The 20,469-nt window shown below is 66.1% G+C and carries 23 protein-coding genes; 10 read left to right on the top strand and 13 right to left on the bottom strand.

Translation table 11 applies throughout. The features are described 5' to 3' along the window. The first annotated feature begins 123 nt into the window (after window positions 1-123). The 3 genes from J2W14_RS01660 (at window position 124) to J2W14_RS01650 (ending at window position 3,607) form a co-directional block, all read left to right on the top strand. Window positions 124-900 carry an electron transfer flavoprotein subunit beta/FixA family protein gene (locus J2W14_RS01660; RefSeq protein WP_307458267.1) on the top strand — a complete coding sequence of 259 codons (777 nt, stop codon included), beginning with the start codon at window positions 124-126 and terminating at the stop codon, window positions 898-900. A gap of 11 nt (window positions 901-911) precedes the next feature. After that, window positions 912-1,898: an electron transfer flavoprotein subunit alpha/FixB family protein gene (locus J2W14_RS01655; protein ID WP_307457448.1), complete on the top strand. Its 987-nt coding sequence runs from the start codon at window positions 912-914 to the stop codon at window positions 1,896-1,898. A gap of 662 nt (window positions 1,899-2,560) precedes the next feature. Next, entirely contained in the window at window positions 2,561-3,607 is a 1,047-nt protein-coding gene (locus J2W14_RS01650; protein WP_307457445.1) for a cytochrome b/b6 domain-containing protein, read from the top strand. Window positions 3,608-3,685: 78 nt separating this feature from the next. Here the strand turns inward: J2W14_RS01650 and J2W14_RS01645 are convergent, their stop codons facing one another. Then, window positions 3,686-4,063, bottom strand: a complete 378-nt coding sequence (locus J2W14_RS01645) for a DUF6221 family protein (protein ID WP_307457443.1) — start codon at window positions 4,061-4,063, stop codon at window positions 3,686-3,688. After that, entirely contained in the window at window positions 4,060-4,620 is a 561-nt protein-coding gene (locus tag J2W14_RS01640) for a hypothetical protein (protein ID WP_307457440.1), read from the bottom strand. Before J2W14_RS01640 ends, J2W14_RS01645 begins: the two co-directional genes overlap by 4 nt. Window positions 4,621-4,969: 349 nt before the next feature. Between J2W14_RS01640 and J2W14_RS01635 the strand changes: the two genes are divergently transcribed. From J2W14_RS01635 to J2W14_RS01615, 5 genes are all read left to right on the top strand, one after another. Further along, window positions 4,970-5,650: a GAF and ANTAR domain-containing protein gene (locus J2W14_RS01635; RefSeq protein ID WP_307457437.1), complete on the top strand. Its 681-nt coding sequence runs from the start codon at window positions 4,970-4,972 to the stop codon at window positions 5,648-5,650. 27 nt (window positions 5,651-5,677) lie between these two features. Continuing rightward, on the top strand, window positions 5,678-6,391 hold the full coding sequence (locus tag J2W14_RS01630) for a GAF and ANTAR domain-containing protein (RefSeq protein ID WP_307457435.1): 714 nt from the start codon (window positions 5,678-5,680) through the stop codon (window positions 6,389-6,391). Between the two features lie 102 nt (window positions 6,392-6,493). Further along, window positions 6,494-6,856: a PadR family transcriptional regulator gene (locus J2W14_RS01625; RefSeq protein ID WP_307457431.1), complete on the top strand. Its 363-nt coding sequence runs from the start codon at window positions 6,494-6,496 to the stop codon at window positions 6,854-6,856. Continuing rightward, window positions 6,856-8,205, top strand: coding sequence for a permease prefix domain 1-containing protein (locus J2W14_RS01620; RefSeq protein ID WP_307458265.1), 1,350 nt, complete (start codon window positions 6,856-6,858; stop codon window positions 8,203-8,205). The genes J2W14_RS01625 and J2W14_RS01620 overlap by 1 nt, the downstream gene beginning before the upstream one ends. Before the next feature lie 69 nt (window positions 8,206-8,274). Continuing rightward, entirely contained in the window at window positions 8,275-8,766 is a 492-nt protein-coding gene (locus J2W14_RS01615) for a hypothetical protein (protein ID WP_307457428.1), read from the top strand. A 123-nt stretch (window positions 8,767-8,889) separates the two neighbouring features. Here the strand turns inward: J2W14_RS01615 and J2W14_RS01610 are convergent, their stop codons facing one another. The 8 genes from J2W14_RS01610 to J2W14_RS01575 form a co-directional block, all read right to left on the bottom strand. After that, window positions 8,890-9,879, bottom strand: a complete 990-nt coding sequence (locus J2W14_RS01610) for a cyclase family protein (protein WP_307457424.1) — start codon at window positions 9,877-9,879, stop codon at window positions 8,890-8,892. Further along, the gene (locus J2W14_RS01605) at window positions 9,876-10,133 is read right to left on the bottom strand and encodes a hypothetical protein (protein ID WP_307457421.1); all 258 of its coding nucleotides are present in this window, start codon (window positions 10,131-10,133) and stop codon (window positions 9,876-9,878) included. The genes J2W14_RS01610 and J2W14_RS01605 overlap by 4 nt, the downstream gene beginning before the upstream one ends. A 12-nt stretch (window positions 10,134-10,145) precedes the next feature. Next, on the bottom strand, window positions 10,146-11,483 hold the full coding sequence (locus J2W14_RS01600) for a TRAP transporter large permease subunit (protein ID WP_307457417.1): 1,338 nt from the start codon (window positions 11,481-11,483) through the stop codon (window positions 10,146-10,148). Window positions 11,484-11,564: 81 nt separating this feature from the next. Further along, the gene (locus J2W14_RS01595) at window positions 11,565-12,353 is read right to left on the bottom strand and encodes an NAD(P)-dependent oxidoreductase (protein ID WP_307457412.1); all 789 of its coding nucleotides are present in this window, start codon (window positions 12,351-12,353) and stop codon (window positions 11,565-11,567) included. A 19-nt stretch (window positions 12,354-12,372) separates the two neighbouring features. Then, the gene (locus tag J2W14_RS01590; protein ID WP_307457410.1) at window positions 12,373-13,002 is read right to left on the bottom strand and encodes a methyltransferase; all 630 of its coding nucleotides are present in this window, start codon (window positions 13,000-13,002) and stop codon (window positions 12,373-12,375) included. 32 nt (window positions 13,003-13,034) lie between these two features. Next, the gene (locus J2W14_RS01585; RefSeq protein WP_307457407.1) at window positions 13,035-14,039 is read right to left on the bottom strand and encodes a tripartite tricarboxylate transporter substrate binding protein; all 1,005 of its coding nucleotides are present in this window, start codon (window positions 14,037-14,039) and stop codon (window positions 13,035-13,037) included. 69 nt (window positions 14,040-14,108) lie between these two features. Further along, entirely contained in the window at window positions 14,109-15,611 is a 1,503-nt protein-coding gene (locus tag J2W14_RS01580; RefSeq protein WP_307457403.1) for a tripartite tricarboxylate transporter permease, read from the bottom strand. A 2-nt stretch (window positions 15,612-15,613) separates the two neighbouring features. Then, window positions 15,614-16,117: a tripartite tricarboxylate transporter TctB family protein gene (locus J2W14_RS01575; protein WP_307457400.1), complete on the bottom strand. Its 504-nt coding sequence runs from the start codon at window positions 16,115-16,117 to the stop codon at window positions 15,614-15,616. Window positions 16,118-16,237: 120 nt separating this feature from the next. Here J2W14_RS01575 and J2W14_RS01570 point away from each other — a divergent pair, with 120 nt between their 5' ends. After that, window positions 16,238-17,038, top strand: coding sequence for an IclR family transcriptional regulator (locus J2W14_RS01570; RefSeq protein ID WP_307457395.1), 801 nt, complete (start codon window positions 16,238-16,240; stop codon window positions 17,036-17,038). On the opposite strand, the gene J2W14_RS01565 is transcribed toward J2W14_RS01570, so the two are convergent. From J2W14_RS01565 to J2W14_RS01555, 3 genes are all read right to left on the bottom strand, one after another. Then, window positions 17,035-17,415, bottom strand: a complete 381-nt coding sequence (locus J2W14_RS01565) for a DUF7793 family protein (protein ID WP_307457393.1) — start codon at window positions 17,413-17,415, stop codon at window positions 17,035-17,037. The two genes, J2W14_RS01570 and J2W14_RS01565, sit on opposite strands and share 4 nt — an antisense overlap. Before the next feature lie 72 nt (window positions 17,416-17,487). Then, window positions 17,488-18,174, bottom strand: a complete 687-nt coding sequence (locus J2W14_RS01560; RefSeq protein WP_307457390.1) for an HD domain-containing protein — start codon at window positions 18,172-18,174, stop codon at window positions 17,488-17,490. Window positions 18,175-18,285: 111 nt separating this feature from the next. After that, window positions 18,286-19,329: an NAD(P)-dependent alcohol dehydrogenase gene (locus J2W14_RS01555; RefSeq protein WP_307457387.1), complete on the bottom strand. Its 1,044-nt coding sequence runs from the start codon at window positions 19,327-19,329 to the stop codon at window positions 18,286-18,288. Between the two features lie 190 nt (window positions 19,330-19,519). Between J2W14_RS01555 and J2W14_RS01550 the strand changes: the two genes are divergently transcribed. Continuing rightward, complete coding sequence (locus tag J2W14_RS01550) at window positions 19,520-20,398, top strand: helix-turn-helix transcriptional regulator (protein WP_307457385.1); 879 nt, start codon at window positions 19,520-19,522, stop codon at window positions 20,396-20,398. Window positions 20,399-20,469 lie beyond the last annotated feature (71 nt).

Raw genomic sequence — 20,469 nt, 5'->3', positions numbered from 1 at the left:
AGCGCCGGTTGGCCAGTGGGTGGTGGTGCGGCTGTCAGCAGGAGTGAAACTACTTTCGTAGACTCAATGGAGATCCGGTATGTCTCCTATAGAGAGACAAGCCCGCCACAGGAAGAGCCATCGATGAAGATTATCGTCCTTGTAAAGGAGGTCCCCGACACTTACGGGGACCGAAAACTGAACCTTGAAACAGGTCTCGCCGATCGACAAGCCAGCGAGGCAGTCATTGATGAGATCGGTGAGCGGGCCTTGGAGCTTGCGCTGACGTATGCCGACGCGAACGAGGGCACTGAGGTCGCAGTCCTTTCCCTCGCTCCCGAGGGTGCCACGGCAACGATACGCAAGGGGCTGGCGATGGGCGCGGGAAGCGCCACTCACGTCTCTGACGAGGCGCTCCGGGGCGCGGATCTTGGCCTCACCGCTGAAACCCTCGCCGCAGCCATCCGTCGCGTTGAGTTTGACCTTGTGATCGCCGGCAACGTCTCCACCGATGGCTCCGGCGGCATGATTCCCGCGATGCTCGCAGAATTGCTGGACGTGCCGCTCGCCACCGGCCTCAGTTCCGTGAAGATCGGCGACGGCGTCGTGTCCGGCTCCAGGCCCGTCGAATCCGGTGTGCAGAAGGTGTCAGCGAGCCTGCCCGCCGTGATCTCCATTACCGAAGCGCTTCCCGGGCCGCGCTTCCCGAACTTCAAGGGAATTATGGCGGCCAAGAAGAAGCCCCTTGAGATGCTGACCCTGGCAGACCTCGGGGTCACGCCGGACGACCCCGAGGCGGCGCGTTCGATCATGCTGTCCGTTGCAGAGAAGCCGCCGCGGGCGGCTGGCGTAAAAATCATTGACGAGGGAGACGCCGGCGAGAAGCTCGCTGCCTTCCTTATCGACAACCGACTGGCTTAAGGAATAACGACATGACTGAATTCCCTCGTGACGCAATCCTCGTCGTCGTCGAAAGCCAGGCTTCGGGTGAACTCGAGAAGGCTGCGGCCGGGCTCTTCGGCGCTGCAGCCGGGTGCGGCACGCCCATTGCATTGGTGCTTGCCGCACCCGGTGCCGGAAGCGCCGCCGCTGCGGAGGCCGCAGCCCTTGGTGCCGCGCACGTACTCATCGCGGAGACTCCGGATCCTTCCGAGCTCGGCGTGCCGGGCGTTGACGCGCTTGCCGCCGCTGTGGAGCAGGTGCAGCCGGACGCGATCCTGATCTCGCATTCGCTGAACGGGCGCGACCTTGCCGGCCGATACGCGGCTCGTTCGCGTGCCGCGGTTTCCGTCGATGCGATCGGTGTGTCACGTGATGACGAGGGCGTCGTGGCCCACCACTCCGTCTACGGCGGTGCGTACGACGTGACCTCAACGTCCACGTTTGGTCCGCCCGTAATTACGGTTCGCCAGGGCTCCATCGAAGCGCGTGCTACCGCTCAGCCGGAAGCGTCGGAAACCTTGGCAGTGACGCCCTCCGGGAAGCCGGCCGCGCGGATCGACTCGTTCGACGAGGCCGTTGTTGCCACCTCTCGGCCGGAGCTGCGAGGTGCCGCGAAGGTGGTCGCGGGCGGGCGCGGCCTCGGGTCGGAGGAACAGTTCGCCCTCGTCGGACAGCTCGCCGATACGCTCGGTGCGGCCGTTGGCGCCTCGCGTGCCGCGGTGGATGCAGGCTACATCCCGCAGTCGCATCAGGTCGGCCAGACCGGGGTTTCCGTGTCATCGCAGCTGTATATCGCGCTGGGCATCTCCGGGGCGATTCAGCACCGGGCCGGCATGCAGACCGCGAAGACGATTGTCGCCATCAATAAGGATTCAGACGCGCCGATCTTCGAAATCGCCGACTTTGGGGTGGTCGGAGATGTCTTCAAGGTTGTGCCGCAGCTGATTACCGCCCTTGAGGCTCGGAAGAATCAGTGATGGCGTCTCTGTCTCGGTCGATCCGGCGGGGCCTGCCGCGCGTCGAAGGCGGGGATCCCTGGCCGCCGGCAGGCCAGGCGCCCGCGCGCGTGGTCACGGCCGGAACCGCAGCCCGGTCGGCGCCTGATTCGGCGGTGGGATTGGTCGCCGCCGAACCGGCGGCCGCAACGCCCTCCGCCGCCGGTCCCGTTACTGCCGCCGCTTCCCAGGAAACGGCACCGGGTCCGACGGCCGTGTCCGCTCCGGTCCCTCCCGTGAACCCAGGTCCCGCAGGGGCGCGGCAGCTGCGCCGCGGCCTGCCGCGCGTGCCGGGCGGCGAGCCTTGGCCGCCAGCGGGCGAGATTTCGGTATCGGTGGCGGCTCCGTCCGGGGCTCCCGCCGCCGCAGGCGCCACAACGACGCCGGCCGCAGAGGCTGCTGCAGATGCTTCTGAGAAAGCAGCAGTGCCGGCAACGACGTCGCCGGTAGCTGCCCCAGCCACAGCACCCGCACCTGCACCCGCCACCCTGACGACGGGAACCACACCGCTTCGTCGCGGGCTTCCCCGTTTCCCCGGTGGTGAACCGTGGCCGCCGGCGGCGCTTGCTCCGGCGGTCGCCGCCGCCCCCGCGGTGCACGCAGCTCCCGGACCCATCGCCCCGGCCCGTGCCCCGGAAACCGGCGTGGCGGAGACCGCCAGCGTGGTGGAGACCGTTGCCGAGGAGGAGCCGACGGCGGCCCCGAGCCCGCCCGCGCCGACAGCCGCCCCAGCATCGCCGGCGCCCTCCGTCGCCGCCGAGAAGCCCGTGCGGCCAAAGGCCGAAGCAAGGCTCTACGGTTCGCTGACCCTGGGCCAGTGGATCAGGCGCGTCGTGCTCCTCGCGGTCGGCGCCGTGGCCGCCGCGGCGATTCTTGTGCTCGCCGCGCGGGGTGTAACGACGCTGCCGGGCGTACCAGCGTTCCTCGAGAGGTACCCCGGCGAATACCACCTGCCCGCAACCGCCGAACCGGGATTCCCGTGGTGGGCGCAGTGGACACACTTCCTGAACCTTTTCCTGATGGTGCTCATCATTCGCTCCGGCTATCAGGTGCGCACGCAGCAGAAGCCGCCGGCGTTCTGGACGCCGAAGCGGGGCGGCAAGAAAATCAGCATCAACCTGTGGCTGCACCAGTCGCTCGACATCTTATGGCTGGCCAACGGTCTCATCTTCGTGGTGCTGCTGTTTGCCTCCGGCCACTGGATGCGAATCGTGCCGACCAGCTGGGAAGTATTCCCGAATGCGCTCTCCGCGCTGCTGCAGTACATGACTCTCGACTGGCCCGTGGAGAACGGCTGGGTGAACTACAACAGCCTGCAGCAGTTGATGTACTTCATCGTGGTGTTCATCGCTGCCCCGCTCGCGGCGATCACGGGTGTGCGCATGAGCGAATTCTGGCCGAAGAACGCGAAGACGCTGAGCAAGATCTACCCGGTGGAAGTTGCCCGCGCTGTCCACTTCCCGACGATGCTGTTTTTCGTGCTGTTCATTCTCATCCACGTGTTCCTGGTGTTCTCGACCGGTGCGCTGCGCAACCTGAACCACATGTTCGGCGGCACCGATGTGGTGAACTGGGTCGGGTTCTGGCTCTTCGCGGCCGCAATCGCCGTCACGGTGGCCGGGTGGTACGCCGCCCGCCCGATTCTGCTCGCACCCATCGCGAAGCTGTTCGGTCAGGTGAGCAGCCGCTAGGCTTCGGCGTCTGGGTGGCGGGCGGCGAGTGCGATCCTCAGGCTGCGGGCATGCCCGCCCCCGCCGGGGCCGGGCACTTCAGACCTTGGCGGGTTCTCCGGGCATACCTGTTGGCAGTGCGGGTGACCAGGCCGGGTCGTAGTCCAGATGCTCACGATGGGAGCCCGCGAGAATGGTGAGCATTGACCTGCGGGCGATGGCAATCGTTCCTTCGGCCTGGCTGAGATCGCTGATCCCTTCGGCGCCGGCCGCTTCCTTCCAGCTGGCAATGATTGCCCGCTTCTGGGCGCACTCGTCCAGCATCAGCTGACCCAAGGAGACTTTGTGGTTGCTTTCAGGAGCATCGGCGGTCCCCAGGGCGAAGGTTCCCTCCCGGATGGCTGATTCCTGCTCCGCGATGCGCGCTTCGAGAAACTCAACGAGATGGGTCCAGTCCGCCTCGACGGGGCTGGTCATTCTGCGGTCCCTGCCGTTTGTTCGCGGGCTGTTTCGCGTTTCGAATCCTGCACCCCGTCCGAAGCCGCCTGGATGAAGAGTTTGCGTGACGCCATTTCAATGCCCAAGGCAGTCGCGGCAATATCCTCAAGGGCATCCTGAATCCACAACACGGCAGTCTCGTTGGCTGGTTCGGCGGCCAGCTCGGAGGGCGAAGGCGTCTGCGTCAACGAGTACCGGGCCACCTTCTCTTTCAGCGTCGCTGCGAGGCCTTCGATCTCTGCCAAGAGCTGATCCCGCCAAATTCCGGAATCCTGCTCACCACTGCGGCCTTTGGTGGACGACGGCAACTGGTCCAGGCCCGGTTCCTGCCGCTTCCATAAGAAGTCGGCAAGTTCGGCCGCCAGGTCCTGCTGTCGGGCCTGGCCTGGCGGCGCTGGTGCTTGCTCGCCATCCTGCGCCTGACCGCCCTGCGGTTCGTTCGCTTTGCTGAGTCCGGGATGCGGACCATCAGTGATGGCCCCGGAGCGGTGGAACGGGTGTACGGACTCGGGTCGAAGGTTGGGATTGACTCTCATCGCTGGGATCCTCCTGGATAGTTCGCCGAATGATGGCGCTACCGGGGTCCAGGGCAACGGAGTCATTTTATCTGATCTTGAAGCAAGACGGTAGGGCGCCGGGGGCAGGTCCGTGCCGCTGCGCCAGCCACGGCAGAAACGGGGAACCGGTGCCGCCAGCGGGCTCGACGGTGAGCAGGCATAGACTGAAGCAAACACGTGGGTGGTTCACTAGCGATTGATGGCACTCCGACCAGGCCGAGGAGGCACGACCCCATGGCCAGTATTTTGTACCGGACGATTGAGTGGCACCTATCTCCCCCGGCCGGAAGTTTCGGCTTCATGGATACAACCTGCCAGGCTGCCCGGCATGGGTGATGGCACAGACGCGGTGGCACAGGGATTCGATGCCGGCCTCTGCACCGGGTTCGTGGAGGCGTTGCCGATCTCCGGGGCCGCGATCTCAGTGTTCTCCGGCCTGGCCCCGGAGACACTGGTTTGTGCCAGCGACGCAGTGGCGGCAAGGATCGATGAGCTGCAGTTCGATCTGGGGGAAGGCCCGCGCTGGGAAGCCCTGAAGGCCCGCAGACCCGTGCTTCTGCCGGATGTGCGCAGGGGGCCGCACGCCGCCTGGCCGGTCTTTGCAAAATCCCTGCTGGAGCTGGATGTTGCGGCCATCTTCGTTTTCCCGCTCGCGCTCGGCGCGCTGGATATCGGCGTCGTGGAGCTTTACAGTTCGGAATCCGGCCCGCTGAGCCCGGCAAAGCATTCCACAGCCCTGCAACTCGCCGACGCCGCCACCTGGCTCCTGCTGCGCCAGCTCCTGACCCTTGCACCCGGAGACGGCACCGAGGCCCCGCCGGATGGCTCTCCCCTTTCACGCCGCGAGGTACACCAGGCCACGGGAATGGTCCTGGCACAGGCCGGGACGTCTGCGCGGGACGCACTTCTGCTGATGCGGGCTCACGCATTTTCCCATGGGCGTACCGTCCGGGAGGTCGCCCGGGACGTCGTCAGCAGAAGCCTTGACTTCACCCCCGGAGGCGGCTGAGATGGGCGCGTGCAGTAGAATCCGGGTATGGCGATGATAAGCCGCGCAGGACGCGTGAGTGCCGCTTTCGTCAAGATAGCGGACACATTAGTGGCGGATTACGACGTCTTCGACCTCCTCCACACGCTGGTGGATGAATCAGTTGGCATTCTTGACGCCGCCGCCGCAGGGCTCGTGCTGGTCGATCCGGCCGGGGACCTCCAGGTCATGGCCTCAACGAGCGAGGAAAGCCAGCTCGTGGAAGTCCTCCAGCTCGAGGCTGGCGCGGGTCCGTGCGTGGACTGCTACCGGACCGGAGCCGTGGTGACGATTGACGACATCGCGACGCAGGGTTCCCGGTGGCCCCTCTTCCAGTCCGCTGCGCTGTCCCAGGGGTTCCGGTCCCTGCACGCCGTCCCCATGCGCCTGCGCAGCCGCACGATCGGTGCCCTCAATCTCTTTGGCCACGAGACCGGCCCCCTCACCGCCGACGACGCCGCGATTGCCCAGGCCTTCGCTGACGTGGCAACCATTACCCTGCTGCAGGAACGCGCCGCGCGGGAAAGCGCCCTGATTAACGAGCAGCTGCAGCGCGCCTTGAACAGCCGCATCCTGATCGAACAGGCCAAGGGCGTCATCGCCCACACGTCCAATGTCGACATGAGCGCCGCCTTCGCGCTGCTGCGCGGTTATGCCCGCGCCCACAACCAGACCATCTACGAAACAGCGGACAAGATCATCAGCCGCAGAATTACCCTGTAACACCCAAGTACGCGTTGCCCGGGCGCGTTAAAGATGGCCCGGGCCGCCTATACCTAGATCTGCTATGTTTGATACCCTTCAGATCTAGGTATGGGAGTCGCCGTGCGCATTGACAAAGACTTAGTCGCCGCTTCAGCCACGCCGCTGGTGCTGGGCATCCTGACGGAGGGCGACCTCTACGGCTACGCGATCCTCAAACGAGTCGGTGAGCTGTCCGGCGGTGGCATGCAGTGGACCGACGGGATGCTCTACCCCCTGCTGCACCGGCTCGAGCGTCTCGGCTACGTGTCGTCGTTGTGGGGTACGTCCGATGCCGGGCGGCGGCGCAAGCACTATGCCATCACGCCGGCAGGCCGGGAGGCCCTCGCCGACCGGCAGGAGCAGTGGGCCGTGGTCGCAGACGCGCTGCGGCAGGTGTGGCAGTCGCCGCCGCGGCCTGCTGCCGCGGTTGAGGGGTGGGCGTGATGACCCCGCACGCCGAGCTGGAGGCCCAGATCGACCGGTGGCGCGGCTACGTTCAGCGAAGGCAGGCGATCTCTCCCGCCGACGTCGAAGAGCTGGAAGACCACCTGCGTGAGCAGATCGCCGACCGGCAGGCGACAGGTCTCGATGATGAGGAGGCCTTCCTGGTCGCCATCAAACGCCTGGGCAACCTCGACGCCGTCTCACACGAGTTTGCCCGCGAACATTCCGAGCGGCTGTGGAAGCAGCTCGTTCTGGTGCCGGAGGGTCCCGACGGCGCCGGGACATCACCGTGGCGCGAGCTGGCCGTGGTCCTCACGCTCGCCGTCGGGGCGGGCTTGGCGGTCAAGGCCGGACTGGCGTGGATCGGCGACGGCGACGCGCTGATGCGCAGCCTCGGCCTGCTCGTCTTCCCGTTCCTGGCCGCGTACTTCGCCTGGAAGCGCCGCCTCACCGGTGCGGTGGCAGCGACACTCTGCATTGCATTTGTTGTTCTGGCAGTCGTGCTCAACGTTTACCCGTTCGCGAAAGACGGTGCCACCCAGATGCTCGCCGCCCTGCACGCACCGGTCATCCTGTGGTTGCTGGTGGGAGTGGCCTACGTCGGCGGGAGGTGGCGGTCCGACAAGCGACGCATGGACTTCGTCCGATTTACCGGCGAGCTCGCGATCTACTACACGCTGCTTGCCCTCGGCGGCGCAGTCCTGATCGCACTGACATCCGCGACCTTCCAGGCCATTGGCGCCGACTTCGAGCCGGTTTTGGAGGGCTGGATCCTGCCGCTCGCGATGCCCGGCGCGCTTCTGGTCGCGACCTGGCTGGTCGAAGCCAAGCAGCAGGTCGTCGAAAACATCGCCCCGGTCCTGACCCGTGTTTTCACGCCGCTGACCGTTGTCATGCTGCTGGTCCTTCTGCCCGTGCTTGCCACCGCCGGTGGACTGGTCGACGTCGACCGGAACCTGCTGATTCTGATGGACGCTATCCTCGTGCTGGTTCTGTGCCTGCTGCTCTACTCGATTTCCGCACGCGACTCGGTTACGGTCCCCGGCCTGTTTGATGCCCTGCAGTTGGTCCTCGTGGTCGCGGCCCTTGCCCTGGATGCCGTGATGCTCACTGCGATGGTGACCCGAATCGCCGAGTTCGGCTACAGCCCCAACAAGGTCGCGGCACTCGGACTGAATATTCTGCTGCTGGTGCACTTGCTCCGCGCGGCCTGGCTCGCGTTTGGATTCCTGCGCGGCCGACGCCCTTTTGCCGCGGTCGAGCGCTGGCAGACAGGGTACCTGCCGGTCTACGGCGCCTGGGCGGCCCTCGTTGTCCTGGCCTTCCCGCCCATTTTCGGCTTCGCCTGATCGGCCCCTCCTCAGGGGCCATGGACCTCGGTCGCGGATGAAAATGACGATACATGGAAGTATTCACTTATGACTAGCGATAATGATGCCGCCAACCATCCGGCGCCAGCGGACTCACACGGCGTAGACGCCTCGACCGAAACCAGCCGTGGTTGGGACCACATCGGCGCCATCATCGTCGATGCCACATTGCAGCGACGGCAGAACTACCACGAGACCGTCAAGCCGCGCGTTGATGCTCTCATTGCGGCCTGGCCGGATGCCGCCACGACCAGTGGATTCCGGCGGCACCTCGCTACGGGCAAGCTCTCGGAAGTTATCGACTGGCCCTCGCCGGGCCGCCTGGCCCAGGTCGAGGACATCACGCGCGTGTTCGAGGGCCAGGGCATCGAGACGGTCGTGGAACTCCGGGGCGCACTCGGTGACCCGGCCAGGCGATCCGTTCTCCGGGAGGCCCTTGCGGCCGTGCGCCATGTCAGCCCCAAAACGCTGGATTACATCGACACCCTGAGCGGAGTCTCCGCGGGCGGGGCCGGCGACGAACGGGGACTCGGACGGTGATCTAGGGTCTAGGCCATCGGCGTCGAGGACGCCATCTGCCAGGACCGGCCTCCACGAAATCCGGGGCAATACCCGCGGTGGTTTCAGGTCCGTCGCAAAGCTGCAAAGCTCGGTCGCTGACTATCAGACCACCGCCGTGGCGTTGGCTGGTGAACCGGTCCCCCCGGTGATGTTCAGTGGTTTGATGCTGACGAAGGCGTCCCAGTCGCCCGTATTTTTCATGTAACGACTGAGCGGTCCGAGCCGCCACAGTTCGCCCAGGGGCATGCCGAGCTTGGCGAGGAGTTGCTGGTGCATCATGCCGTGGTCGTTCGGGGCGGAACGCCGGAAGGGGCTTCCGGATATGGCCGGCAGGCATTCGAGGGCGAAGTTGTCGGCAGCAAGCAGTGCGAGGCGGTGGTCCCACGCCCAGGCGACGAATTCCTCCGATTGGGCGAGGCCGGTGGCACGTCGGCTGTCCCGGGTCCGTTGCTTGTCCTCTAGGGTCAGGGCCAGGAACCATTCGCACCAGCCGGTGTGGAACATGAGGATGTCTCCGGGTCGGATGGTGAGGGATTGGGCCTGGATGGCGGACTGGATCAGGTCGAGGCCGAGTGGCTCACCTCCCGGATGGTCGATGGGATTGCCCTGGCCGGTGCGGTAGCCGTCGAGGTCGATGAGCACTCCCCTGCCGGCGATGGGGTTGTCTGCCCATTCCTGGATGCCAAGGTCCGGCGTGCCCTCCTTGATGCGGTCATCCGGGGTGCCGTTGTAGAAGCCGACGTCGTCTGCCCGGCGGTGCCTGAGCCCGTCGATTTGTGTGGATCCCTGAAGGTAGTATCCGTCCAGGAAGTCGTCCCGGTGTGCCGGGTGCGAGGAGTAGATGGTGTGCCGAGGTGCCCTGCGTTTGAGTGACATTCCGGGATCGAAGGCGTCGGCCGGGTAGTCCAGGCCGAAGACCGTGCCGGTCCTGATGCAGTTCTTGGCTTCCAGGACGGCGTCGGGTTTGATGAAGGACGGCGTTCCTCGGTCGGATTCGGAGAACAGTCCCCACGAGGTGCCGACGAGCTTGCCCTCCCTCTCGAGCAACTCAGCAAAGGTCGGATAGATCCCGTCGTCCGTGGTTTCTGTCATCGCGACGTTGCTTTCTGGGGAGCCTGTCCTTGTTTCTGGTGACGCTTGTAATTAAGGAGGAAGCCGGCGATTGCGCACATGGAGGCCGAGAGGCACATCGGCGTCTTGATGGAATCGTTGAAGAACTCCAACCATGCGCCTTGGCCGGCGACCAGGGCGATTGCTTGGCCGGCCACGAGCGCCACTCCCCCAAGCAGGAGTGCTGCGAGGGTCAGGACGAAGATGATCTCGGTGGTCCGTCTGATCTGGTGCATGGTTTAGGTTCCTTAGACCGGCAGGACGCCGACGATGATCAGCACACCGATGCCCAGCAGCGGCAGGGCGTAGTGGGTGAGTAGGCGGGCGAAGGTTTTGACGGGGTCGACGTCTGCGATGCCGCACGCGACGTACAGCGGCGCGCCTCCGGGGGGAACCGCTGCTTCGCAGGAGGAAAAGACCAGCACGGCAACGGCCGCTGTGGTCGCCGGAACGCCGGCAGCAACGAGGGTGGCGACGCCGACGGTTCCGACAGCGGCCATCGTGGCCGTCGCTGACAGCGGGGCGGCGACGGCAATGACGATCAGGCCGATCAGGATGGCCAGCAGCCACAGGGGCAGGTTCATCTGGTTGAGCACAGTGGTCATCTGCTCGGGGAGGCCGGTGGCGGCGAGGGCGTTGGCTCCGGCGAAGGCGAAAACGACGGTGACGCCGACAATACCGAATCTCGGGGCGGAGTTTTGCAGCAGCGCCCACCAGGCCCGGCCGCTGCCAGGCAGCCTCTTTCTGCCGAGCAGCGCCCCCGTAATGATGAGGACCACCGGGATCCAGACGATGACACTGACGGACTGGGTGACATCCCCGCCGGTCCAGTCCGACAGTGCCGTGGCGATAGAGCCGGAGGTGATGGTCAGCGGGATGGCCACGACGACGAACAGCAGCATAGTCGCCCAGCCGCGGCCGAACGCTGCCCGGACGGGCAGCCGGTGCGCGGCATCCAGCGGGGCCATCCCGCTCGTGCGGATCAGCAGCCACGTGACGATCAGCCGGTGCAGGAAGCACCACAGACCCCCGATGAGCAGGGGAAGGACGAGGTCGTCGACATCCAGCAGGGGCCCGACTGTGGCCGAGCCGACGAGGACGAACATCGACGCACTGAACGGGAAGGTGATGCCCATTCCGGCGTTACCGGCCACGAGTGTCGCGGCCGAGGGCTTATCGAGGCGGGATTTCTCCATCCAGGGGATGGTGACGGAGCCGACGGTCGCGGCAATGGCCGCCTGGTTGTGGACGACCCCGCCGAGGCCGGCGGACGCCACGGTCGAGACCCAGGCGGGGCCGCCCTTTACGCCGCCGATCAGCGAGTTCAGCAGGTCGATGAGCCGGTCCAGCACTCCGGTCTTGTCCAGCAGATACCCCATAAAGACGAACGCCATGGTCGCGTAGACGATTTCATCGGTCACGGCCGCGTACAGCGCTGCCCCTCCGATTTGTACGGCGGAGGCTCCAGTAAAGGGAAGCACCACGATAAAGCCGAGGATCATGGCTTCCCCGACGCTGCGCTTGAGCACTGTCGTCCAGAGCAGGATGACGGCCAGGTAGGCTCCCAGGGCCCAGATGCCGATCATGTTGCCGCTCCTGCCGGGGAATTTCTTGCTGCTGCAAGGTTCATCGTTGGCTATTGTCCCTGATTTTGCCGGATGACGGGGTCAGCGCAAGGCTGCGGCCGCCGGTGCCGTTTCCTCGGCCATGCGGGTCAAGGCAGCGGCGGAGGCGGACGTCATCTCGGCCGGCACACCGAGGTCCGACAGGTAGCTTGCGGTGTCCTGCATTTCCTTGGAGCGGCGCAGGGCATGCTTGGCGGTGCCGGTGAGGAACCGGTCGATGACCGCCTGGCCGTCTCCGGCCAGTTGCCCTGCGATTTGAGCCCGGATCCACTGTTCGAGCCCGGCCGCCCGGCCCGCGGTGACCGCTTCGACGACCACGGAGGCCAGGCCTTTCATCAGCACGCTGCGGAGAAGTTTGTGGGCCATGGCCGCACCCGGCCCACCGTCGGCGATTTCGATTTCCGCACCGACCGGGGCCAGGAGATCAGCGACAGCCTGGGATCCGGGCCCGCTCACCATCAGGGGCGTCTTCGCTCCCAGCGCGGGCACCGGTCCGAGGATGGCGACGTCGGCGAAGGCTGCCCGGCTGGGAAGCTGGCCGAGTTCGCGCATGACCTGCGGGGAGGATGAGGTGAAGTCGGCGTAGCAGCTGCCGGCGGGCAGGACCGGCAGGCACTCCAGCGCCACGCTTCGCGCGGCGCCCGCTCCGGTGAGGACCAGGACGACGTCAGCCCCGGCGCAGGCTTCGGCGGCGGTAGCTGCCCGGGTGACGCCGGCAGGAGTGGTCGGGGCAACGGGATCAAACCCGGTGACCGTGTGGCCGGCGGCGGTGAGGGCTGCGGCGTAGGTGGCTCCGGCTTCGCCGAGGCCTATGACGGTGCACGCTGTCATGAGTTTCTGTCTTTCTTGCTTAGTGTCGGGCCGCGACGATGGCTCGCCGGCGGTTGGTTTCGTCCGCGAAGACTGCTTCCGCGGCTTCGGCTACTGCGGCTGCCTGTTCCCGGGGAATGACCACCACGCCGTCGGAGTCGCCAATGATGACGTCGCCCGGAAGGACGGGGATCCCGCCGAATGAGATGGGCGTCCCCAGACGGGAGGGTCCGTTCTTATACGGTCCCGCGGGGGTCGTGGCACGGGCGAAGACCGGCATGCCGATTTCAGCGAGGGCCTCGGCGTCGCGTGCCGCCCCGTCCAGGGCAAAGCCGGCGATGCCGAGGTTGATGGCCCGCTCACCGATGAGTTCACCGAGGAGGGCGCGGGATTCATCCCCGCCTCCGGCGACAACAATGACGTCTCCCGGACGCGCGAATTCCAGTGCCCGGTGGATGCCCTGGTTGTCTCCGGGGCGGGTCCAGACTGTAAAGGCGGGCCCGGCAAGGAGAGCTCCGGGCCAGATGGCCTGGATCGCGGAGTGTGCGACGCCGAGGCGGTCCATAGCGTCGCCGATGTTGGCGGCCGGCAGCTTGGCGAGCCGTTCGACGGCGTCCCGGTCTGGGCGGGGAAAGTCGGTGTCTATAGTGTCAATTGCTGGGATTGTCATGATGATTTCTTCCGTCGGGGAACGCTTGGGGACTAGTCGGTTTTCTGAACCAGCGGGAGGACCTTCTTGAAGTCCTCTTCCTGTCCCGCCCAGAACTGCTTGTAGTCTTCGCCGGTGAGGTAGCTGGTCTGCAGGCCAAGGTCGTTCATCTTCTGCACGACGGACGGGTCTTCGATGGCCTTCTGGATGGCAGCTTCGAGCTTCTTGGCTACGGCGTCCGGCAGCCCGGCCGGGGCAGAGTAGCCGCGGACGGTGCCGGCCTCAACTTCGTAGCCGGATTCCTTGAATGTGGGAACGTCCGGCAACGACGGGGACCTCTCGGCCGTCATGACGCCCAGCACCCGTGCCTTGCCCTGCTTGGTCAGGTCGGTCACGTCGCTGACGTTGGCGACGAGGATGTCCACGTGCTTGCCGAGGAACGCCGTAGTGGCCTGCGATGCGCCCTCGGAGAAGTGGACCGGTGCGAACTCGGCGCCGGTGGCTTCCTGGATCTGCGCCATGGCGAAGTGTTCACCGGTCTGCAGGCCGGTGGTGCTGGCGGTCATGGACTTGGGATCGGCCTTGGCGGCTTCCAGGAGGTCCTTCAGCGTCTGGTAGGGGCTGTCGGGCTGGACGGCGATGACGGCGGGGTCGATGACCTGCCGGCCGAGGGGCTGGAAGCTGTCGCGGGTGTATTTGGCACCGCGGGCGGGATCCAGGGGCGAGACGACCACCGAGGGGGAACCGGTCGCGGCAATGGTGTACCCATCGGGTTTGGCGCTGGTCAGCTGGGTGTAGCCGATCTGTCCGCCGGCGCCGGGCTTGTTGATGACCTCGACGTTGGTGCCGAGTTCCTTTTCCAAAATCGGCTGGATGAGCCGGGCGGCGGTGTCGACGGCGCCGCCTGAGGCGAAGGCCACGACGAGGTCGATGGACTTGCCCTTTTTCGGGAAGTCGTCAGCGGCGGTGTTGGCGGCTCCGGCGTTGGCGCCGCAGCCGGTGAGTGCGATCAGGGTTGCTGCCGCGAAGGCAGCGGCGATGCGTGAACGGGTGATCATTGTTCTTCTCCTTTGAAGTGAATTTGGTAATGCAGGTGCAGGGTGTGAACAGCCGGACAGCCCGGCGGTTTACGTTTCGGGGTCTTCGTTCAGTGCCTTGGGCTTGCGGAACTTGAGCAGGGGGCTGAAGACGATCAGGATGCCGAGGCCGATGAGGACCGCGGAGATGGGGCGGCTGGTGAAGATGCCGAAGTCGCCCTGGGAGATTTCGAGGGACTCCCGCAGGGAGCGCTCCATGAGGGGTCCGAGGACCAGGGTCAGCACCATGGGGGCCAGCGGGATATCCAGGTGGCGCAGGGCGAGTCCGAGGAGTCCGAAGCCGATCATCACGAAGACGTCGAAGACGCTGAAGTTGATCGTGTAGGCGCCGATGACCATAAAGAGCAGGATGAGAGGCGTCAGGATCGTTGACGGTACCCGGAGGATGGAGGTCCAGAGACCGACCAGGGGAACATTCAGAACCAGCAGGAGGAGGTTTCCGATGAACAGGCTGGCAATGATCGCCCACGCGATTTCGGAGTGTTCGGTGAAGAGGGTCGGGCCCGGCGTGAGGCCCTGTTGAAGGAAGGCCCCCATCAGCACGGCGATCGTCGGTGATGCCGGGATGCCCAGGGTGAACAGCGGGATCAGTGCGGCGTTCGCGTGGGCGTTGTTGGCTGTTTCGGGACCGGCGACACCTTCAATGGCGCCCTTGCCCAGTTGGCTGCGGTGGCGGGAGAACTTCTTTTCGGCGCCGTACGCCAGCAGGGAGGACACGGAACCGGTCATGCCCGGGATGAGGCCCAGGCCGAAGCCGATGCCCGTGCCGCGGGCCATGGCCGGGGCACTCCGGCGCCATTCCTTCCCGGTGGGAAGCAGCGCGCGCATGTTCGGTGCGTGCACCGTGGGGGTCGCGGTCTCTTTGCGGTGGGACAGGAGTTCCGAGAGTCCGAAGACGCCCACGATCACGGCGACGAAGCTGACTCCGTCCAGGAGCCGGTCCATGCCGAAAGTGAACCGCGGGGCGCCGGCGACGGGGTCGATGCCGACCATGGCGATCAACAGGCCGAGCGCGCCGGAGATGACCGCTTTGACCATTGACTTGCCAGCCAGTGCGACGAGCAGGGATATGCCGACGACCATCAGGGCGAAGAATTCCGGTGGTCCGACGAGCAGGCCCAGTTCCCCGAGGGGTTTCGCCGCCGCGACGAGACCGATGGTTGCTATCGTTCCGCCGACAAAGGATCCGACGGCGGCGATGGTCAGTGCCGCCCCCGCCTTGCCCACCTTTGTCATCGCGTAGCCGTCGATGGTCGTGATTGCAGAGGCTGCTTCACCGGGAGTGTTCAGCAGGACGCTGGTGATGGTTCCCCCGTAGGCGGTGCCATAGAAGATGGCACACAGCATGATGATCGCACCGGTCGCGTCCAGGTTCATCGTGAGGGGGATCAGGAGCGCCACACCGGCGACGGGACCGATTCCGGGCAGGACTCCGATGATGGTCCCGAGGAGGCAGCCCAGGAAAGCAAAGAGGAGGTTCTGCCAGGTCATGGCGGCCGCGAAACCGCCCATGAGTTCGTTGAGGGTATCCACGTCTACAGTCCGATCATGTTCAGCAGCGGGAAGGCGGAAACGGGCAGCGTCACGTTCAGGCCGTAATTGAAGGCGTAGAAGGCGCCGACGCTTCCGGCGAGGGCAGTGATCAGCGAAGAGACCCAGGACCGGCGGCCGCGCAACCTCAGGTGGTACATGAGGAACAGGAACATGCTCAGCTGGAACCCGAGCAGGTCCATCAGGGCGGCGAGAATCGTCAGGCTCAGCACAACGGCGACCACCAGTCCCCGGTCAACACCCTCGGCGGTTTCGCTGGGGCGGCGCAGCTCCTGGACCAGCCAGAGAACGGCCATGGCGACAAGAACTGCCCCCATCGCGAACGGGAACAAGCCAGGTCCGGGGCCCAGTGACGTCCAGAGGTTGAGTTCTACCGAGCCGACCAGCACATAGACGCCGACGGCAGCAAAAGCTCCGATACCCACCAGCACCGAGGGAGCGACGCGGATGGCGCTCTCGGGTTTCGTTATCAGTGACTCCGTTGTCATCGTTTCCTTCTTACTTTCCGTGAGTTTAGTTTCATACAATGAAAGGTTATTGCGTCTAGAGAAATAGTGACAGGAGACACACTCACTGTCAAGCGCAAGGAAATTACATAGAATGAAAGAATGACGGTGACATCGACACATTCCGCCGGCTCAGCCGAAGACGGCCCAAAAGCGGGGAACATGCGCTCCCTCTCCCGCGCACTGGAGGTCTTTGCCGAGCTCCAGCGCGCGGAACGGCCCCAGCGCCTCAGCGACCTGGCCAGGACGTGTGGGATGAGCCTGCCGACCACCCTGCGGATCCTGCGCGTTCTTCAGGACTTCGGCATGGTCAGCCAAACGGACAAGTCGTACCGGATCGGGCCTGCCGTCCTGCCCGCGGCCCGAAGCTATCTTGAGAACGATCCGCTCGTAGTTTCTGCCCGGCCGGTTCTCCAGCAGGTCGCCGCGCAAACGGGACTCACGGTTTCCCTTTATACGAGGCTGGGCTTTGAAAGAATCCTGGTCGCCCGGGTCGACGGCGCATCGCCCCTCACCTATGATCTGCCCCTGGGTAAACGGCTCCCGCTGACGGTTGGCGCGGCAGGCAAGATTCTGCTGGCCTCGGCGACCGATGAAGAGCTGCAACAGGTGACGGCCGCCGCTATCGCGGCCGGCCAAGAAGCACCCACATTTACCGTCGAGCAGCTTCGCGCCCGCTTGCCCGAGCCGGGGATCGAGTACGCGTACTCCGCCGACGAGCGCGCCACCGGCGTACTGTCGGTCGCCGTCGCCGTTCCAAACAGAGCCGGCCGGCCCAGCGAGTCCATTGCGCTGACCAGCCCGGTCGAGACAGCCACCGAACCAGCCCTCAAAGCAGCCGTTCCCGAACTACGCCGCGCCGCGGGCAGACTGGCAGAACTGCTTCAAGGCTCCGTGTATTAAGCCCGGCCCCTGGCGACGTCCGCCAGCCAGGTCAGGGCGGCGATCCTGGAGGTGAAGAACTCGTGCGGGTACAGCGTGTGGCGGCTCATGGCGGCGGCAACCACGCGGTCAACAGCGCTGGATCCGAGAACCGCGATGGCCAGCACGCCCGTGGTCTGCGCGAATTCGTACCGGGCTGCGGCGCTGATTTCCACGTCGGTCATTTCGGAGAGCATCGGCATCGGCGTTCCCCCGCTGATTCGCTCCACGGCCAGCATGGCGTCCTTGGCGTCGCCGACGTCCACAAACGAACCGGGGCGCCAGACGGATTCAATGATCCCCGCGCGCACGCTGAGGGAATTCTTCCCTTCGGCGGCGACAGCTGGTTCAGGGTTCATTGGGCTTATTCTAAGGCCTGAGCTGGGACGATACCCTGCAGCGCGGCCCCGGTGCGCCCCAGGCAGACGTTCCTATTCCCCGCCCAACAGCGCCTGCCGCTGCGGCCACAGCGTCACCGACTCCAGCGCGGACAGTGCCCGAGCCATGGCCTGGGCTTCCGCGGTAAACAGGTGCCCGTGGACCCGCTGGCTGCACAGCCGCAGCGCCTGGCCGCGGTCCAGGCCGAACCAGTCCATCACCGTGTCGATGCCGTGCGGGCTCAGCCGCCAGGTCTTGTCCGCGTCCTTGACGATCGCATCCTCGATCGAGATCGCCTCGCGTCGGGAGTCATGCCCGTCGATGATGTCCACAACGGCCGGCACCTTCCCGGCGTCGTAGCCGGCCGCGGCGAGGATCCCGGCGGCGAGCCGCGCGCCTTCCTTCTCGTGCAGCAGCACCAGATCGGGCCTGCCGCCGCCGGGCGCAATCGCCTGCAAAACCTCCGCGGGCGGCACCTGCGACCAGCCGATGTCGTGCAGCATGATCGCGGGGAGGACGACGGCGGCATCCGCCTCCGGGTGCGCCGCGAGCAGGGCCCGGGCCAGTCCGAAGGCGTAGAGCGTGTGGGCGTCATTGTCGCGGACCAACAGGTACGGCGCAGCAAGATTCCAGATGGCGGCCAGGTCCGGGTCCAGGGCGATAACGCCGTCGGGCTGCGCCTCGATCCCGGCGGAAATGTCGAAGCCGGAAAGGTTGGCGCCGGGCTGCAGTTTGATCATCCTGCCAGCGTGCCCGCCGAACCGGCCGCGGGCAAGGACCAACTTCCGTCCAGCGGAACCAGGAAGGGCCCGGCCGGTTGATGCCGGCCGGGCCCTTTTTCCAGGCGTGGACTAGCCCAGCGTGGAGGTGTCGATCACGAAGCGGTACCGCACGTCGGAGGCCAGCACGCGCTCGTAGGCGTCGTTGATCTTCCCGGCCGGGATGACCTCGATCTCTGCGCCAAGCTGGTGCTCGGCGCAGAAGTCGAGCATTTCCTGGGTCTCCCGGATGCCGCCGATCATGGATCCGGCGAAGGACCGGCGTCCCATGATCAGGGCGAACGCGTTGACGGGCAGCGGTTCGGCCGGGGCTCCCACGTTCACCAGGGCGCCGTCGAGGCTCAGCAGCTGCAGGTAGGAGCTGATGTCGATGCTCGCGCTGACGGTGTTGATGATCAGGTCGAAGGAGCCGGCCAGATCTGTGAAGGTGTTTTCGTCGCTGGTGGCGTAGTAGTGGTCCGCGCCGAGGCGCAGGCCGTCTTCCTGCTTCTTCAGCGACTGTGACAGCACGGTCACCTCGGCGCCCATGGCGTGGGCGAGCTTGACGGCCATGTGTCCGAGGCCGCCGAGTCCCACGATGGCCACCTTCTTGCCGGGTCCGGCACCCCAGTGGCGCAGCGGCGAGTACGTGGTGACGCCGGCGCAGAGCAGCGGCGCGGCGACGTCCAGCTCGATGCCCTCGGGAATCCGGACGACGAAGTCCTCGGTCACGACCACATGGGTGGAGTAGCCGCCCTGGGTGATCGTGCCGTCGCGGTCCACCGCGCCGTACGTGCCGGTGTTGCCGGCGAGGCAGTACTGCTCCTCGCCCTTCTGGCAGTTGACGCACTCGCGGCAGGAATTCACCATGCAGCCGACGCCGACCCGGTCGCCGACGGCGTGCTTGGTGACGGCCGAGCCGACCTCGGAAACGATGCCGGCGATCTCGTGGCCCGGTGCCAAGGGGAACTGCTGGGGGCCCCAGTCGCCACGGACGGTGTGGATGTCGGAGTGGCAGATGCCGGCGAACTTGATGTCGATCAGGACGTCGTGCGGGCCAACGTCCCGGCGTTCGATCGTGGTCGGAACGAGGGATTCCGTCGCGGAGGGGGCGGCGTAAGCGTTAACGGTAAGCATGGATCTCCTGCTTGTGGATGGTGTGGGGGGTGCCCCGGCGTCCGGCACCGGTCAGGTGCGGCCTTTCGGCCCGGTCGTCATCGGGGGCACTATCCATCAAACACCACTCGGCAGCCGGTGAGGGAGGCTCTGCTGTGAGGGGTACTGGCAGGGACTCCCTTACGGGGCCGCACCCTCTACCGTTGGAGGTATGGACAACCAGAGCGAGACCCGGGACTTCCTTGCCAGCCGGCGGGCGAAAATCACCCCGGAACTGGCGGGTCTGCCCGTCTACGGCGGCAACCGCCGCGTCCCCGGACTGCGCCGCGGCGAGGTCGCCATGCTGGCCGGGGTCAGTGTCGAGTATTACACCCGGCTGGAGCGCGGAAACCTCTCCGGAGTCTCCGAGGGCGTCCTGGAAGCCTTGGCGCGGGCGCTGCAGCTGGATGAGGCGGAGCAGGCCCATTTGTTCGACCTGGCCCGGGCCGCCAGCACCACCCGCAAGCCGCAGCGCCGCCGCCCCGGCACCCAGCCGGTCCGGGCGAGCGTGCAGCTGGTGCTCGACGCGATGACCAGCGCCCCGGCGTTCGTGCGCAACGGGCGCCTGGACATCCTCGCAGCCAACCAGCTCGGCCGGGCCATGTACTCCGAGATGTACGGCAGCCCCGCCCGGCCGGCCAACTTTGCGCGGTTCCTCTTCCTGGACGACCGTTCCCGCGGGTTCTACCCGGACTGGGAGCGCGCCGCGAACGACACGGTGGCGATCCTGCGGACCGAGGCCGGCCGGGACCCCTATGACCGCGGCCTGACCGACCTGGTGGGGGAGCTGTCCACGCGCAGTGAAGAGTTCCGGACCCGGTGGGCGGCCCACAACGTGCGCCTGCACTACACCGGGCTCAAGCACTTTCGGCACCCCGTGGTGGGAGACCTCCACCTTATGTACGAGTCCCTGGATCTCTCGGCGGACGCCGGGCTGTCGCTGCTGGTCTACACGGCCGAGCCCGGTTCTCCCACCGGGGACGCGCTGCGGCTGCTGGTCAGCTGGGCCGCGACACAGGCAGCAGCTCAGGAACCGCTGAAGCAGGGCTAAGGGGAGCAAAGGCGCAACACCCGCGGCGGGTCTCGCGTAGCTGCGGAACGCTGGAAGAGCTGACCAAGCCG

It is taken from the genome of Pseudarthrobacter oxydans (assembly GCF_030812335.1).
Lineage (GTDB): Bacteria > Actinomycetota > Actinomycetes > Actinomycetales > Micrococcaceae > Arthrobacter > Arthrobacter oxydans_B.
The sequence above is the reverse complement of the archived record's forward strand: the minus strand, read 5'-3'. Positions and strand labels throughout refer to the sequence as shown.